The 16,487-nt window shown below is 31.6% G+C and carries 12 protein-coding genes and 1 pseudogene; 7 read left to right on the top strand and 6 right to left on the bottom strand.

The genetic code is table 11. From position 1 onward, the window contains the following. Positions 1-588 precede the first annotated feature (588 nt). Complete coding sequence (locus tag QZU83_RS06200) at positions 589-1,527, bottom strand: hypothetical protein (RefSeq protein WP_295610535.1); 939 nt, start codon at positions 1,525-1,527, stop codon at positions 589-591. Between the two features lie 148 nt (positions 1,528-1,675). On the opposite strand from QZU83_RS06200, the gene QZU83_RS06195 reads away from it, so the two are divergent. From QZU83_RS06195 to QZU83_RS10775, 3 genes and pseudogenes are all read left to right on the top strand, one after another. Continuing rightward, a complete protein-coding gene (locus QZU83_RS06195; RefSeq protein WP_295610533.1) occupies positions 1,676-1,804 on the top strand; it encodes a DUF3800 domain-containing protein in 129 nt (42 codons plus the stop codon). A gap of 18 nt (positions 1,805-1,822) precedes the next feature. Continuing rightward, entirely contained in the window at positions 1,823-2,080 is a 258-nt protein-coding gene (locus QZU83_RS06190) for a hypothetical protein (protein ID WP_295610531.1), read from the top strand. Next, a pseudogene (locus tag QZU83_RS10775) lies at positions 2,046-2,150 on the top strand (hypothetical protein); the annotation flags it as partial. The gene QZU83_RS06190 and the pseudogene QZU83_RS10775, both read left to right, overlap by 35 nt. 293 nt (positions 2,151-2,443) lie before the next feature. On the opposite strand, the gene QZU83_RS06185 reads toward QZU83_RS10775, so the two are convergent. The 4 genes from QZU83_RS06185 to QZU83_RS06170 all read right to left on the bottom strand — a co-directional run bounded on the left by QZU83_RS06185 (position 2,444) and on the right by QZU83_RS06170 (position 9,861). Continuing rightward, positions 2,444-3,409, bottom strand: a complete 966-nt coding sequence (locus QZU83_RS06185; RefSeq protein WP_295610529.1) for a hypothetical protein — start codon at positions 3,407-3,409, stop codon at positions 2,444-2,446. A gap of 331 nt (positions 3,410-3,740) precedes the next feature. Beyond that, positions 3,741-5,189, bottom strand: a complete 1,449-nt coding sequence (locus QZU83_RS06180) for a hypothetical protein (protein ID WP_295610527.1) — start codon at positions 5,187-5,189, stop codon at positions 3,741-3,743. 9 nt (positions 5,190-5,198) lie between these two features. Next, positions 5,199-8,138, bottom strand: a complete 2,940-nt coding sequence (locus QZU83_RS06175) for a lectin like domain-containing protein (protein ID WP_295610526.1) — start codon at positions 8,136-8,138, stop codon at positions 5,199-5,201. 421 nt (positions 8,139-8,559) lie between these two features. Further along, positions 8,560-9,861 (bottom strand): hypothetical protein, encoded by a 1,302-nt coding sequence (locus QZU83_RS06170; RefSeq protein WP_295610524.1) that lies wholly within the window; start codon positions 9,859-9,861, stop codon positions 8,560-8,562. A 678-nt stretch (positions 9,862-10,539) separates the two neighbouring features. Here QZU83_RS06170 and QZU83_RS06165 point away from each other — a divergent pair. The 4 genes from QZU83_RS06165 (at position 10,540) to QZU83_RS06150 (ending at position 15,245) form a co-directional block, all read left to right on the top strand. Continuing rightward, positions 10,540-11,199 carry an ABC transporter ATP-binding protein gene (locus QZU83_RS06165; protein ID WP_295610522.1) on the top strand — a complete coding sequence of 220 codons (660 nt, stop codon included), beginning with the start codon at positions 10,540-10,542 and terminating at the stop codon, positions 11,197-11,199. A 31-nt stretch (positions 11,200-11,230) separates the two neighbouring features. Beyond that, the gene (locus QZU83_RS06160; RefSeq protein ID WP_295610520.1) at positions 11,231-13,495 is read left to right on the top strand and encodes an ABC transporter permease; all 2,265 of its coding nucleotides are present in this window, start codon (positions 11,231-11,233) and stop codon (positions 13,493-13,495) included. A 263-nt stretch (positions 13,496-13,758) separates the two neighbouring features. Then, the gene (locus QZU83_RS06155; protein ID WP_295610519.1) at positions 13,759-14,634 is read left to right on the top strand and encodes a CPBP family intramembrane glutamic endopeptidase; all 876 of its coding nucleotides are present in this window, start codon (positions 13,759-13,761) and stop codon (positions 14,632-14,634) included. 107 nt (positions 14,635-14,741) lie between these two features. Beyond that, positions 14,742-15,245 carry a hypothetical protein gene (locus tag QZU83_RS06150; protein WP_295610517.1) on the top strand — a complete coding sequence of 168 codons (504 nt, stop codon included), beginning with the start codon at positions 14,742-14,744 and terminating at the stop codon, positions 15,243-15,245. Positions 15,246-15,636: 391 nt separating this feature from the next. Here QZU83_RS06150 and QZU83_RS06145 read toward each other — a convergent pair whose 3' ends face one another. Then, entirely contained in the window at positions 15,637-16,410 is a 774-nt protein-coding gene (locus tag QZU83_RS06145; protein ID WP_295610516.1) for a DUF389 domain-containing protein, read from the bottom strand. Between the last annotated feature and the right edge of the window lie 77 nt (positions 16,411-16,487).

Here is a 16,487-nt window from a genome sequence, read left to right as displayed (position 1 = left end):
CCTTGCCATACCCATGTTATAAGCGAGCCAATTCGCCCAGGCCGACCCGATGCCGACCGAAGGGAGGCATCTGTGGGAGGCCTGGGTGAATAGAATTGGCGAGCATATACTATAAGGAGGAACCGACCCTTGCCGGTTGGTTCCGTAAGTCATCAATGAAGAAAACTAATTTTATTTAACCAGCGGCACCATTATATGCAGTCCGACCTTCAGGTCGGACTGGATGCCTTGAGCGTAAGCGAAAGGCCAATACTATAGACCTAACAAAAATAGCTTTATCGGTTCCGAGGAATAGGGGCTTGTCCCCTATTCCGAGTTTATGGATTTGAAATTAATGATTTTATCAAATTTAAGAACCGACCATTTATCGGTCGGTTCGGGGTTAAGTTTTGTAAACTTGATTATAATTGCATTGGCTTTCTTGGGTAATTAAATGGGGGCTTGCCCCCATTAATTAGGCATTAAGGGTTTCAATGCAATATTTTAGGGGAAATGAAAACACTTAAAACATTTCCCCACTAAATAAACAACGAGCAAATCAATGAATAATTCTAGCTCCGGTGGAAAAGTAAGAAAACACCATCATAGCTATATTCTAGTTCTATTGAATCCCATGTCCTTTAATATCTTATTATATTCTTCACGAGTTGTAAAAGAAGGTGAATCTTCATCTCCAGTGCTGCCAGTTGATCCTGTTTCACCAGTATCGCCGGAGTTTTCAGGATTTCTTCCTCCAGGAGTGGAACCGTCATTACTAGCTTCAATTTTAATTCTTCTCTCAGCCAGTTTTTCCATTAGCTCCATATCAACATCACCAGATAATAGTTTATCAATTATTTCTTTATCCTGAGCGTTTTCATTATAGTTAAAGTTATATTTGGCTTCGTACTCTTTTATTTTCCTTTCATTTTCAGCTTTTCTAAGCTCAGACAATTCTTTTAGGATTTCTTCTTTATTATCAATATACTCTTTATTTTCTTCAATAGCTTTTTTTATCTCATCATACTTTTTGGATTCTTCTTTTAGATTATTTATTTCATCCTGAAGCTTTCCAATTTCAGCATCCTTTCCCTGCAGCTTCTCCAACAATAAACTTGTTGCTACATTATTGTCTTTTGCAGGTGGCTGTGGTGCTGGTTCAGGATTTCCGGTTTCTCCTGTTATTTCAGAATTCAGAAGTCTTATTTTTCTTGGGTGTTTAGTAACGCCTACGTCTATTAAGCTCATAGTATCAATTCCAAATGAATCTCCTTTATCTTTTAATAAGACATCAACTTTAGGAGACAGTCCTTTTCCTTCCATATCCAGTTCATCGGGCACTTCAATGAATAGCTTACCATCTTCATATTCAATATTATTTCCAATGCCAACATAGATCTTATCATGCTCTGAAGTTAAAGGAATTCCGCCACGATAATTTTCAGCTATTAGCTTTAGATCATCTTCAGTCCATTCAACTGGTTTAGTTAGTCTGTCATCCAAATCGGAGTAGTCATAGGATCCGACTTCAAAAAGTTCATGCCTCATTATTATCACTTTTTATTATATTATTTATTATATATTTTATTACTTATTTTATATAAATATTTATATTGTATCTTAACACAAAAAAATTAATTAATGATGAAAAATAGATTATTAGTGTTATTAAAATAATTATAATCAGGTTTTAAATATGTCTTATATTTATATTGATGAAAGCGGAGATTTGGGAACCAAACAAGGCAGTTCCAAGTATTTTATCATAGCTGCCATTAAAGTTAAGGATTCAAAAAAGCTGGATAAGGCAATTAAGAAATCCTGAAGGTCATTCAAAAAGAAAATGTTAAGCTCTGCTGAAATCAAAGGCGGAAACTTACCTCCTGATTTAAAAATAAAAATCCTTAAAAAATTAGACAACATCGACTATGAGACTTTCATAATCGTTTTTGATAAGATAAACAGATATAAAATAGGTTATGAATATGACAACAAGGAAGTGTATGACATTTTAGCTTCAAAACTGGCTGAATTAATCAATATCGATAAACCCACTTTCATATTCATTGACAAATCAAAAAAACAAACAAAAAGAAATTGACAATTTCAATGAACTCTTTTTAAACAGTTTAACTAATATTCAAAAGCAACCTATCACTATAGAACATGCGGATTCAATGCACTATAAAGGTTTACAGATGGCAGATTTAATTTCATGGTCAGCATTCCAGAATTTTGAAAATGAAAATCATGAATTTCTTGATTTGATAAAAAACAAAGTAATTAAATTTGTATATGAAAATTAAAATTAGTTTAATGAATGATAGAAGAACCCGTATACCACCTAATTCGCCCCTCGTCGAGACAAGGATATACAGGCTGAACTTCAAAAGAAATTTTTACCTCCTATAAAATTCAATTTATATTATGTATCAACTTACATATAAATATTTTGCAAGAAAAATTATACTTCAACACCTGCATCAGATACTATCCTCTCACCGACAGGCTGTTCCTCCTCAAAGTTGCTTAGATAATTCTTATAGATTCCATCACCTTCAGCTGAAAGTTCCATAATGTATTTTATAACGTCATCCCTTGAATAGATGAAATAGATATCCAAACTTTCACTGATACCCATCAGCTCCAGTTGCATGTTCAACAGCTGGTTGCAGTATTTCAAAACCCATTTCTGGTCGTTGGCCACATTAACGATAAACCCTGTAATAGCTGAATCGTTAATGTATTCCGCAACATTCTGGTTTGATTTCTCATTACCTGCCTGAGACTGCGGCGTCACGAAAGTCCTTAGGATATTATTTCTAAAGATTTCAGTTTGTCTGGTATAGTCTGACTGGTAGTTGTTACCACCTAAGATTTTTGATTCAATTCCCAGAGGTACAATAGCCACATTTGAATTTGCAGTGGTTCCATAATCTGCATAAAGGTTTTCCTTGGCGGTTGAAGAAAACTCCATGATTATTGGCTGTCCGTTAGCGTCAAGTGAAGGCTTGACTTCAATGATATTGTCCTTGTTGATTCTTTCAACCTGGTTTCTTTCAAGATTGCATTTGTGATAAATGTCATCAAGGCAGTTTAAGATACTGCTTTGTGCTTCCGAGTAGATTTCATTGTACATGAAGTTAATGACCTCATCAGGTTCGTATTTAACAGTCAATGTTCCCTCCTCAACACTGACGTAGTTATCAAACTCTTCAGGTGATCCGTTGACAATGTCCTTTGGCATTTCATGTAGGTACAGCTGAACTTCATTGTCATCATTGAATTCCTTTTTCAAACCGTAGCCGTGAGCACCGATTTCAAGAGATATCGGTTTGATATATTTTCCTATGGATTTGTCCCATCTCTGCAGAGGTTTGATTAAGCCTTCACCATCGATCATTCCGCCTTGTAATATCTCCTTAGCCACTTGAGGGATGTATATTTTTCTTGCTTAAAGAATTAATGTGAGTTTCTGCTCTTTAGATAGCTTGTTTTCCTTATCAAGCAACATCACATTAATAATTATCCTAATGAGATATTTTAAGATTTACTTTACAATCATCCCCCTAACATTTAGTCTCAAACTCTTTAAATCGAAATTTGCCTCCATTATATGAATTCATCATCAAATATTTTTTTTAAGTGTAAAATCATATCCATCAATTTCAACAACTTCAATTGAAATATTAAATAGAGAATATGTTAAAAGAATATTTGAATATTTTATTCAAAAATCAATTAAACATATCCATATGAACTTATGATTTAACTTTAATTCTATAATTTAATTTATAATTCTTATTCATAGCACTAAATGAAATTGTATCCCATCCTTTTTTAAGTTTTAGAATTATAATTCCTTTTTTATTAGTTTTTATCACATAGTGTTTAGTTGAAATTTTTAAATTAATCTTAAACGATTTTAAAGGTTTTTTAGTGTTATTGTTTAAAAGAGTTATTGTTATTTTTTTGTTTTTTATTTTCTTTTTAACCAGCACTGGAATCTTTTTAATTGTTAATTTTTGTTTATAAAAATTAGATGTTCCGTTTTTAATTGCTTTAATTTTAAAATCATAATTCCCCATATTTATTTTTGGAATTTTAAATTTAGCAATACCGTTACTATTTGAAACAGCATAATATGTCTTACCCCTAAACTCGAATAATAATTTAACATTAGATAAAGGTAACTTAGAATTTGTATTTACAACTTTAACTTGCAAATAATTCTTATTATCATAATAAAAATTATTTTTAATAAGTGAAAGTTTAACAGGGATTGGGGATATTCTAATAGTTGAAATTGAAGTTACTGCATATTTTGCATAACTATATTCAACATAACCTGAAAATACATCATGACATTCTGATTTAACAATATAATTACCATTTGAGATATTATTAGGTAATTTTAAAATACACTCCCCATTTGCATCTGTTTTTAAATTAAATTCCATATTGGAAACTTTAAATACTATATTTTCATTAGCCCAAGGAAACTCTTTAGAAAACAATTTAAATTTAATAACTGGTTCTTCACCATAAAAACAACTTACATTAGATACTTTTAAAGTAGGGAGAAAATTAACTGTAGCCAAACCAATATAATAACCTTTATCATCATAAATAAAAGAGGTTGATAAAAATAATTTATCACAAGAAAATCCAATAAGTTTCCATTTATTAAGATCAACCATCATAAAATATGAATAATCATGTTTAAAAGTTGAATTGATGATTATTCCTTCAGTGCCTGTCCAAATAATCGAATCAGATTCATTATAATATCCAGTATTGTTGTAGAATACTGAATTAATTAAAGTACCATTATTTCCAACCCATTGGATAGCAGCCCCATGGTCTTCCAAATTTCCATTAATGAACTTTAAATTTTTTATTACAACATTAGTTGATTGAATGTTGAAAATTCCAGATAATCCTCTAGCATCCAATGTAGCATTATTAATTCCTTCAATTATTACACTTTTATTAACATTAATCTGACTGCCATTTCCATAATAATTTCCATTAAGGATGATTGTATCATTATCGTCTGCTTCATTAATAAGTGATTGAATGTCCTTAAAAGAATTATTATTCGCAAATGATTCATTGAAATCAGTGACATTTTCATCAGCACAAACAAAAGATAAATTAATATATATAAGAATAATTACTGAAACTATTAACATTTTTCTTATTAACATAATAACTACCTATTTTTTAATGGTTATTGAACTTGTACCAGAAATAGCATAATTTTTATTTCCAGAATTAATTACAACTTTATGTGTTCCAACGCTTAATGAATTAGTCTTAAATGACGCCACACCATTACTCCCCGTTTTAATTGTAAATGATTTATAGGAAGATCCAGTATATATTTTAAGAACGATTTGAACTCCTGATAATAATTTATTAGTGTTTTTATGTTTTAATGTAACTTTAAAATAACTATTCGATTTAAGTTTATTTGAAACTTTTGGAGCAGAAAGTATTGTTGATGCTTTTGAGACTTTAACAGTAGTTTTAACTTTTTTATATGCAACATATTTATCTTGAGAAGCAACATATGCATTATAACTACCAATACCAATTTTAGAAACACTAAATTTAGCAACACCATTTGAATCAGATTTTACATTATATGTTTTAGATTTTTTATTATTATAAACTTTTAAACTAAACATTACATTTTTCATTGCTTTATTGTTCTTTTTGTTAGTTACTTTTACGGTTAGTTGTTTTCCAGAATTAAAAGGTGAGCTATAACTACTTAAAGAAAATTTTGCAGTGGGTTTCATTACTGTGAATTTAAGTGATTTTTTAGTTGATGAATAATTAGCATCACCATTAAATTTAATTTGAAAAGTATATTTCTTATTTGCTAAAAATATTGGTAAGTCAATTTTTCCATTTTTATCAGTTGTTTTAAGATAATCTTTACCATTGATTGTTATTGTTATTTTTTTATTTGAAAGAAGTTTATTTGAATGTTTTAAAGTTAAAATTAATGATTCCGAATAATAACATTTGGAATTCGAAGAAATTGATGTTGTTGCTTTTACAATATTAAAATCAATGGCTTTACTGCAACTATAATAATTATGATCGCCTTTAAAGTTTAGAACTGCACGACAATTAATTGGAAGTATATTACTAGGTAAATATATTCCCCCGTTATTGTCTGTTTGTATATTATAAGATGCTAAAACTTTTGAATTATTATTTCTATCAATTAATATCATTTGAATAGGAACATTTGCAATCGGGTTTCCTTTACTTTTTAAATAACCTGCAAAACATTTATCTCCATATTCTGAATTAATATCCTTACAATCAAAATATGCTACTTTCACATTGGAATTTAAGCAAGTATAAGCTTTAATACAAAAAGTATAATTATATAAACTGCGCTGATTATCTTTATAATAATAAGAATGGTGTTTAGATGGAATTAATCTATCCGCAGCAATTCGGCAATTTGAATCGAATGTGAGTTTAACTTCAAAAGCATCTCCTTGTTTAATATTTACAAGCTCATTTAATCTAATTGTATTGTACCCAAAAATAAGACTAGTAAAATATTTAGCATATTTTATGTTATCATTTACAAATATTTCAACTTTAACATTCAGATTAGTCCCTAAATTATAAAATCCGATTGATTGAATTTCATCATCGGAAGATGCAGTAAAAATATTTGAAACTGAAGAATACTTTTCTTCATCATAATTAAATACAGTATCATATTGATAAATAGATTTATAATTAGTTACATTCTCAACATTAACAAAGGCCATTGATGCAATATGATTATTAACATACAACCTCGCAAAATATAAATCATCATATGAAACATAGTAATAATAATTAAAATTACTATCTTTCACAATGAATGCTCCATTGTGCTGAGCATTAAACATGTTTTTATCACAATTATCATCCCATCCTATAATAGTGACAGAATGCGCTCCTTGAGATAAAAGCGCATTATTTGTAATTCTATCAGAAGCATAATAATAAAATTTAGATATTTTTCCATTTTCAATCAAATACTGGCGAATATATGAGTTGTTAAAATACATATTAGTTGCTACTGCACCATAGTTAATTATTGCTTCTTTTATTTTAGTATTGTCATTATAATATGATCTAGCAGAAATGAATAAAATGTCTTGAACATGTTTTAATGGATTAAAATATTCATAGGAATAATTTGTAACTCCATATTTATCACTATTTTCATCAATTGGTCCACTCCATCTAAGGAAATAAGAAGCGGCTCCAGATAAATAACCTCCTTCAAAAATTTCAGATCCATTGATTCCTCTTGAACTAATGAGATTTTTCAGATGGTTTTCTGAAAAATCAGTTAAATCAACATCAAAATTATATTCTTTATTTTCTGTTTTTAATAAATGTGATTCAAGAGAAGCAATTGATGCAAATGCCCAACAATCCCCATATATCTGTTTTTTAAATGTTGAAACTAAATTATTATCTGCTAAATTATAATAATCTGGCAAATTATTAGTTGACATGTATTTTGCAGGGGCATGTTTGATATTTTTAGAATTATTTATAATTTCTTCAATATTTATGGAATTACATTTAAATTGTTTTTCCCATGCTAACCATCCTAAAAAATCTTCATCCAAATATTTATTACCATTATATAAATAAATAATGTCCGGATAATATATTCCGGAGATATATGTTCCTTCACGCCCATTCATTACTGCTAGATATGAATCACCAGGATTTAAATTATATATTTCTCCTGAATATAGTTTGAAAGAATAATTATAATGAGCGATTAGACAATATCCATCGTTTTCAAAATCACTATTGTTCAAATCAAGTGTAAAGTTACATTCTTTAGTTAAATGTTTTATAAAAGAGCAATACATATCTGAATCATTAGATTGAATTTCTTCATAAAAGTATTTTTCTTCATCTAATTCATAGTCATCATCTTGTAAATCATCAACATCATCCGTAAATTGATCTTCATCACCATCATCACAAATCAAATCATAATCACTAATACTAAGTTCATTAATTGTATCATTTAAACAATCTTGAGCACAAACATTGTTCATAGACAATATCAATACCAATAATATTAAAATTAAATATTTACCATATTTCATTATATCACGTATAAGACAAAAATATTTTACATATTTATTTAAAAATTTAAAACATATAAAGTTATTGATTATTTCCAATTTGTCACAGTACCAGTTCCATCAAATACATGAACTCCATCAAACCTAGCAGAGTTTTCAGCAAAATTACAAAATATGTGCTAACAATTAGTTAGTTCATGAGTTGTCTTTAGAATAGTACGTAATCCACATTACTTTTAAATTTTTTTATATTCTCAATAACAATTTGGGACAAAATTGAAGATTAATTTAAGTATAAATTAATAATAAATTATTAATCAGGTTTATTCATTAAATTTAAATGTTAAAAGAGATTTTTAAGAAAGTAACGAGGGATTAAGATATAAATTAATAACAGGAAAAACATATTAAATAATTACAAATAATTTTGAGTTTTAAATAATTATATTTCAACTCCACTATCATTTATAATTCTCTCACCGACAGGCTGTTCTTCCTCAAAGTTGCTTAGATAGTTTTTATAGATTTCATCGCCTTCAGAAGAAAGTTCCATAATATATCTTAAGACATCATCTCTTGAATAGCTGAAGTAAATATCTAAAGTTTCACTAATTCCCATTAGCTCCAGTTGCATATTCAATAGCTGATTGCAATACTTTAACACCCATTTCTGGTCGTTGGCCACATTAACGATAAACCCTGTAATAGCTGAATCGTTAATGTATTCTGCAACGTTCTGGTTGGATTTTTCATTACCTGCCTGTGACTGCGGTGTCACGAAAGTCCTTAGGATATTATTTCTAAAGATTTCAGTTTGTCTGGTATAGTCTGACTGGTAGTTGTTACCACCAAGTATTTTGGATTCGATTCCCGGAGGTACAATAGCTACATTACTTCCGGCAGTTGTACCATAATCTGCATAAAGATTTTCCTTAGCTGTGCTTGAAAGTTCTGTAATGTAAGGCTGGCCGTTTGCATCCATTGCAGGCTTTACTTCAATAATATTATCCTTATTAATTCTTTCTACCTGGTTTCTCTCCAAATTACATTTGTGATATATATCATCAAGGCAATTCAGGATAATACTTTGAGCTTCACAATAAATCTCATTATAGATGAAGTTAATGACTTCTTCAGGTTCATATTTGACCGTTAATGTTCCCTCTTCAACACTAACATAATTAGCGAACTCTTCTGGAGATCCAGCAACAATATCCTTAGGCATCTCATGAAGGTATAGCTGCACTTCATTATCATCATTAAATTCTTTTTTCAATCCGTAACCGTGTGCGCCGATTTCTAAAAAGATAGGTTTAATATATTTTCCAATACTTTTATCCCAGCGTTGCACAGGTTTAATAAGACCTTCCCCATCAACCATCCCACCTTGCAGAATATTTTTAGCAACCTGGCTGATGTCAATTTTCCTAGCCCATAAAATTAAAGTCAATTTCTGCTCTTGAGATAATTTATTTTCCTTATCTACAAGAACAATATTAACATTAGCTTTATCAATTCTATTTTTCAATATTCCTGAAGTATAACCGTCAAGCTTTACAGCATAACGTGCATTAGCTATTGTCTTATTAATTACAGGTGGAAGTGCATCAGGCAAGTCAAGGCCAGTGTTGATTCCGTCAGTTCTTGGCTGCCTTTCATCTTCACCCCAATAGCTGCGTTTGGTGTTGTACTGCTCTACCCTATTGTTTAGCAATCTTGTTTTGATATAATCAGTAAGTCCCATGATAATCATTTCATATTTTTTATTATATTATTTATTATATTTTTTATATAAACTACATAATAAAGTTTTGATAAATTGAACCGATAAAATAATACCAAAAAGAAGAGATTCATATGTATAAACTCCCCATAATCAACCAAATTTTTCAATAATTAGTTTTTTATGGTTACTATATGATTTTAAGTGGCCTTAGTTTTTTTTGGTTACTATATGAAATTCCAATTTGTTCGGATATGGACGAACATAAAAAGGTTTATTATAGATGAAAAAAATAGTTTATTTTACAAATTGTCCACGGAAAAGTAGTAAGTACACGAAAATCAAACCACCTACTTTTAGTTACTAAATGTAATTTTAATTTTATAGTATATAAACTTAGCCATTATTGCAAGTTCCCACTATAAAGAATATATCTAAAAATTGTTTTAAGTTCGCAATATTGTATTTAAAAGTTAAAATTATCCTCAAATCAAATAAAAATTATTTATATTAATAAAAATTAAAAAAAATTCAATGAAATTAACCTGATTGGTTTAGATTATTTATAGACTCTCCTTTTTCATATATTTAATGCCATAGTTAGTTGATGCACTACAAAAATTTAAATTGAATGTAAAAAATATAATATATTTGAATGTAAAAAATATATTATATCAGATAAATGAACAGGTTTAAAAAATGAAGACATTGATAAAAGTTAATAGTGTTTCAAAAGAATATAAAATGGGACAGGGAGAGCTTGTAGTGATTCTCGGACCGTCAGGAAGTGGTAAATCAACACTGCTTAACCTTTTAGGAGGTCTTGACAAGCCTACAAGCGGTGAAATAATTATTGATGATGAAAACATCACCGCCTTTTCAGATAAGGAACTTACACGCTACCGTGCAAAGGAAATAGGTTTCATCTTCCAATTCTATAACCTGATTCCAAACCTGACCGCATGCGAAAACATTGAGGTTCTCAATGACATTGTCGATGAAAACATAGACGGACAGGAGATTTTAAGTCAGGTGGGGCTGTCACAGCATGTCAACAAGTTTCCGTCAGAACTGTCCGGAGGAGAACAGCAAAGGGTATCCATTGCTCGGGCAATAGCTAAAAAGCCAAAAATGCTCTTATGTGACGAGCCTACAGGTGCACTGGATTCTCATACCGGTAAAATCATTATTGAACTGCTGATAAGCCTATGTGAAAGTGAAAATACAACAGTCATTATAGTAACACACAATAACGAATTTGCAAAAGTCGCAAACAAGGTCATTCACATAAAAAACGGTGAAGTTGAATACATTGAGACAAATGAGAATCCTCAATCTGTAGATGCTATAAACTGGTGATTGGATGCTATTCAAAAAGATGTTACGCGACATGAAGGAACACAAAATGCAATTCGTTGCCATTTTCCTAATGTCATTTATTACATTGCTGGCCTTTGCGGGAATAGGATCCGAAGTCCAGGGCCTTCAGGACAACCTCAACAACTATTATAACGAAACAAACATGGCAGATGCATACGTGATTGGAAATAATTTCAATGAAAGTGTCGTTAATGATTACAAGAATCTGAGTTCGACAACAGGTATTGAAACCCAATTCGTTGTAAAGTCAATCGCCGATTTGGAAGATGAACCGGCAGTAACGCTGCATTTTTTAGAGAAGAACAACATCTCCAGATACTATCCTGTTGAAGGAAAAAACATTAATTTCAGTGATGCGGACGGCATATGGCTGGATGCAAGATTTGCTGAAGCGAAGAACTTGACCGTTGGGGACAATATCTCCGTAAAATTTAATGGAATCACATTAAACAAAACAATCCGTGGACTTGGATATTCTCCTGATTACGTCTATGAGCAACCGGAAAACGGCCTGGTTTCAGATTTCAAATATCAGGGATTCGGATATCTGTCAGATAAGGCATACCCTGGCCAGGACATGCCACACAACAAGCTGCTAATGACCTCCAATGTCAATACTCAAGACTATTACAATCAAACACGTGGAATGCTTGAGGACAAGGGATATGACGACATAATCGACGGCGCATCCTTTATGCCTAGGGAAGACAGCAGCAGCGACAACCAAATACAGGACGAAATCAAGCAGCATATCGTTTTGGCAGTGATGTTTCCAATCATCTTCGTTGTTGTTGCGCTCCTGATTCTGCTGACTACAATGACACGTATCGTTAACCAGCAAAGAACACAGATTGGAACTTTAAAGGCAATAGGATTTGAAGATAGGCCATTAATATTGCATTATTTATCATACGGATTCTATTTGACACTGATCGGTAGCGTGCTGGGAATAATAGTCGGTCACAAAACGATACCATACATTTTTGTCGACACCATGAAGTCATATTACACATTGCCTTGCTGGGATCCCGGATTCAATATCAATTTCATCATTGTAGCCCTTTTAATCGTTTTGGGTTCTGTGTTGTGCTCATACTTTGCGGCTGCAAGCATTATCCGAGAGCCTCCTTCAGCAACTCTGAAGGCAAAGCCCCCTAAAGTGAGCAAAATAGGATTTGTTGAAAATACATGGATATGGGACAAAATGGGATTCAATCTTAGGTGGAACACCAGGGACATTAACAGACATAAGTTAAGATCTATCATTGCACTGATCGGAGTCATTGGCTGCACTGTGCTTCTCATCTCAGCATTCGGTATGCATGATGGGGTCAATGACCTGAAAACCTGGAAATATGATGACATCAACCACTATGAAACACAGCTAGTCCTTCAGGATAACATTTCACAGTCACAGATAGATTCAATAATTGATGAGGTTAACGGAACTCAAGTAATGACAAAAACAATTCAAATCAAAGCCAATGGCATTGAAAAGATGCAAGTGCTGACGGTTCATGATAAATCCTCATTAATCACGCCTACCGATAAGAACAGGCATGAGATTACATTGCCAAAGGACGGAATTTCCATTTCAGAAAAGACTGCCGAGATATATGGACTAAAGGTTGGTGATAAAATAGAATGGCACTTCTATGGTAATGAAACTTGGATAAACTCCACGGTTGAAGACATTTATGGTGATCCTTCAGTTCAGGGAATTACAATCACAAAAGAATGTGCTGAAAAGAACAACATTTCATTCAAGCCGACAGAAATCGTTACAGCAAAAAATGTGACAGGCGGCTTGGATGGTGTCGGAAGCTACAACTCCCATAAAGACCTGACAAACAGTTGGGACAAGCTCTCACAAACAGCAAATCTGCTCATCATAATATTGGTAATATTTGCAGTCATATTGGCTGTTGTTGTTCTGTACAGCTTAGGCCTTTTAGGATTCACCGAAGTGGAACGGGATATGGCAACATTGAAGGTTTTAGGATTCCAATTAAGCGATTTAAGAAAACTTTTCATAACCCAATATCTAGGAATATCAATAGTAGGATTTATAATTGGAGTTCCAACAGGATACTACGTTCTAGAAGCCATCAGAAGCAATACTGACAAGTTCTATTATCCGACAAACTATACTCTGACTACAATAGTAATAAGTTTCGTGATAACAATAATCGTTTCTGCAATCGTTAACCTGTTGCTTGCAAACCAGCTCAAAAATATTGATATGGTTGAAGCCCTTAAAAAAGAAAGGGAATAACCATTAATTTATTTTTTAAGAAAAAATTAGTAATGGAATAAAAGGGAGAAAAATAATCCTCCCCTTCTTTTTTTATAGCTTTCTACTAATTAGATAAGCAAATAATAAACACAATCCAAAAACCTTAGATAAAGTTAGTTATTATTTGCAAAGGTTCTGAAATTTTTTAAAATAGTTTAACCGGAAATTAAACAGTTATAATCATACCAGTTAAATTCTAAAAACTTTAAAACTTAAATATCAATAAATAGCAATTTATATTTATGGCAAACAAAGAAATCCCCGAATACATTACATTTCCAAGAACATTTGAAGAATACAGATGGTACAAACCAATACTCGTTTTTATAATCGGTTTAATAATATTTATAATATTTTCCGCATTATTGGACGCTATTTTCTCTGCAATATATGGAGAAAGCCTTGTAGCATCCATTGTAAATGGAGGATATGAAGTTTTAAATAATAATATTGGAGAAATCTATACAGATTTAGGCGTCATCATCATGATTCCCTCACTGTACCTTGCAACCAAAATTGTTAAAGACAGACCTTTTTCTTCGTATTCATCATCACGGGGAGGATGGAATTACAGACTCTATTTTAAAGCTTTGATTATTCCGCTTTTAGCGATTTTGACATTTAACTTAATAAGTATTGCCATTGGTGGAACGGATGGCACCTATCATTTTTCAGTAGTGTTTTTAATCATAAGTTTAATTCTCGTGCCTCTGCAATGTATTGCGGAGGAGTATATCTACCGTGGATTATTTATGCAAACCTTCGGATCATGGTTTAAAATACCAGTTTTAGCAATTATCCTTCAAACAGTAATATTTGCAGTATCACACGGATATAACGATGCAGGATTGATTTCAGTATTTGTTTCAGGTCTTATTTACGGATTTTTTACCTGGAAAACAAATGGTATAGAAGTGAGTTCAGCATTACATACCGCAAATAATTTAACGGTCAGCATATCCGTCATGTTTGGACTCCAATCAACAAGCTCCACAATAGGATGGACTGATATGGCAATAGCCATTGCTTTGGACATAGCCATATGCCTCATAATGTATTACATAGGTAAGAAAACCGACTGGTTTGGTGAAATCAAAGAAAATTCCAAAATCTCATAATTATTCTAAACAGATTAGATTTAAACTAAATATTTTTCCAATTAACAACAGATATACAAAAAGATTTATAAACAATTATGCTTAAATAACCAAATATAGGTGATATAATGGTTTTAGATGAACAAAAAGAAAAACTTTCTGTTAAAATTGATGAAAAAAAAGTAAAACATGAAGAAAAAAAAGCAGAAGCTAAAGTCAAACATGAAGAAAGAAAAATAGAATTGAAAGCAAAATATACCGACAAAAAAATATCTGCCCATATTGAAAAGGCCCTTAAAATAATTTATAAGGCTGGAGATGATGCGGATAAAGACATTATCAAATTATTGGATGCTATTGATTCAGAAATTGAAGCTGATGAAAAACCTATTGAATTCATTTTATACAAAGCAGAAAACAAATTTGCAGAAATCATTCTGACCGCTGAAGTAAAAATGCAAAAAGCTAAAAACGGATTAATAAAAAATCTTGAAAAAGACATGGAAAAAGTATCCGAACTAGTTTCACTCGAAGAAGATCTTTCAACCTTTAAGGATGAAATGGATGAAGTATCCGCCCTTTTAGATGAAAGAGTTGAGATTGAAAAAGAAACCTTAAACCTAAAAGCTTAAAAAAATTTTTAAGGGAATTAATATTGAAATTTCGTTTCAATTATTTTTTCCTTACTCATTTTTAAAAAAATGCCGTCAAATGCCAAAATCCGTTTCGCCAACGGTTGAACCATTTTTATACTTATTTTTACCATTGAATTTCCAGTAATATGCGGGCCATATAATCAACAGTTTCCTTTTTTTGATTAATTAAATGAATCGGCATTTGCATTAACGGCAACTTTTTGAATATCTGATATTATCTTAAACTGTGATAGTATATATGAAAAGGATTTGAAAAGCAGTTTTTGAATGAATAATGGCGGATGTTAATGTAACATGATACATCCAATATTGAAGAAAAAAGTTATAGAAGCTTCAAAACCATAACTTCAATCTTCTACATTATTGTCTAAATCATATAATAAACCGCAATTATACTTGGAATAGCAATGATGATTGTATTTCTAACCATCCTTAAACGATGCCTTTTCCATTGTTTTTCTGTCAATTCCTTGGTTTTAGGTATTTTCAGAACAGTCAAAATAATGCTTGCAGCCAGGAAAATAAAGTACGCATTGATGATAAACAGATATCCTGCTCCAAGCAGCATATCCCATCTACCGTTTGCAATCGAATAACCGCAGGTACATAATGGAGGCATCAGAGCGGTTGCAATTGCAACACCCGGAATGACTGTGTTTGTTTTGTCTAATCTGGTTTGCCCGATGATTCCTGCAATCCCTCCGAAAAATGCGATGAGCACATCATAAAATGAGGGAGATGTTCTTGCAAGAAGTTCCACTGTTGGCTCTTTAACCGGTGAGAGGAAAAAATAAATTGAAGCTGCAATGACACTGATTGCAATCTGCATTCCGAAGCCGACCATATGGTTGGTAAAGAGAGGATAATCTGCAGATACATTTCCATATGCTGAAGCAAGAATACTTCCCATTATAGGTGAAATCAGCATTGCACCGATAATAACTGCAGTTGAACTCATATTAAGACCCACAGAAGCGATTACCATTGCACATACAAGCACACACATGTTGGTTCCTGTGATTTGTCCGCCATCCAGAAGACGTGTACGGATCTCTTCATGTGATGCTGAATCCTCTGATAATGAAAAGGCCTTCCTGATTTTTTCCTTTATTGTTTCATTTTGATCATTATTAACACTCATATTTTCATTTCCTCATCTCTCTTGAACTGCCTCAACTTTGTTTAAGTCAAGGATTATAAAGTAAAATTAACTTTGCA

This window comes from uncultured Methanobrevibacter sp., assembly GCF_902771435.1.
Taxonomy (GTDB): Archaea; Methanobacteriota; Methanobacteria; order Methanobacteriales; family Methanobacteriaceae; genus Methanocatella.
Note: the sequence above shows the minus strand (reverse complement) of the source record. Positions and strands in the feature narration are given on the sequence as shown.

Excerpts from the sequence above, each read along its gene's own strand:
- QZU83_RS06200 (WP_295610535.1), bottom strand. The coding sequence starts at position 1,527 with ATGAGGCATGAACTTTTTGAAGTCGGATCCTATGACTACTCCGATTTG.
- QZU83_RS06195 (WP_295610533.1), top strand. The coding sequence starts at position 1,676 with ATGTCTTATATTTATATTGATGAAAGCGGAGATTTGGGAACCAAACAA.
- QZU83_RS06190 (WP_295610531.1), top strand. The coding sequence starts at position 1,823 with ATGTTAAGCTCTGCTGAAATCAAAGGCGGAAACTTACCTCCTGATTTA.
- QZU83_RS06180 (WP_295610527.1), bottom strand. The coding sequence starts at position 5,189 with ATGTTAATAAGAAAAATGTTAATAGTTTCAGTAATTATTCTTATATAT.
- QZU83_RS06175 (WP_295610526.1), bottom strand. The coding sequence starts at position 8,138 with ATGAAATATGGTAAATATTTAATTTTAATATTATTGGTATTGATATTG.
- QZU83_RS06170 (WP_295610524.1), bottom strand. The coding sequence starts at position 9,861 with ATGGGACTTACTGATTATATCAAAACAAGATTGCTAAACAATAGGGTA.
- QZU83_RS06165 (WP_295610522.1), top strand. The coding sequence starts at position 10,540 with ATGAAGACATTGATAAAAGTTAATAGTGTTTCAAAAGAATATAAAATG.
- QZU83_RS06160 (WP_295610520.1), top strand. The coding sequence starts at position 11,231 with ATGAAGGAACACAAAATGCAATTCGTTGCCATTTTCCTAATGTCATTT.
- QZU83_RS06155 (WP_295610519.1), top strand. The coding sequence starts at position 13,759 with ATGGCAAACAAAGAAATCCCCGAATACATTACATTTCCAAGAACATTT.
- QZU83_RS06150 (WP_295610517.1), top strand. The coding sequence starts at position 14,742 with ATGGTTTTAGATGAACAAAAAGAAAAACTTTCTGTTAAAATTGATGAA.
- QZU83_RS06145 (WP_295610516.1), bottom strand. The coding sequence starts at position 16,410 with ATGAGTGTTAATAATGATCAAAATGAAACAATAAAGGAAAAAATCAGG.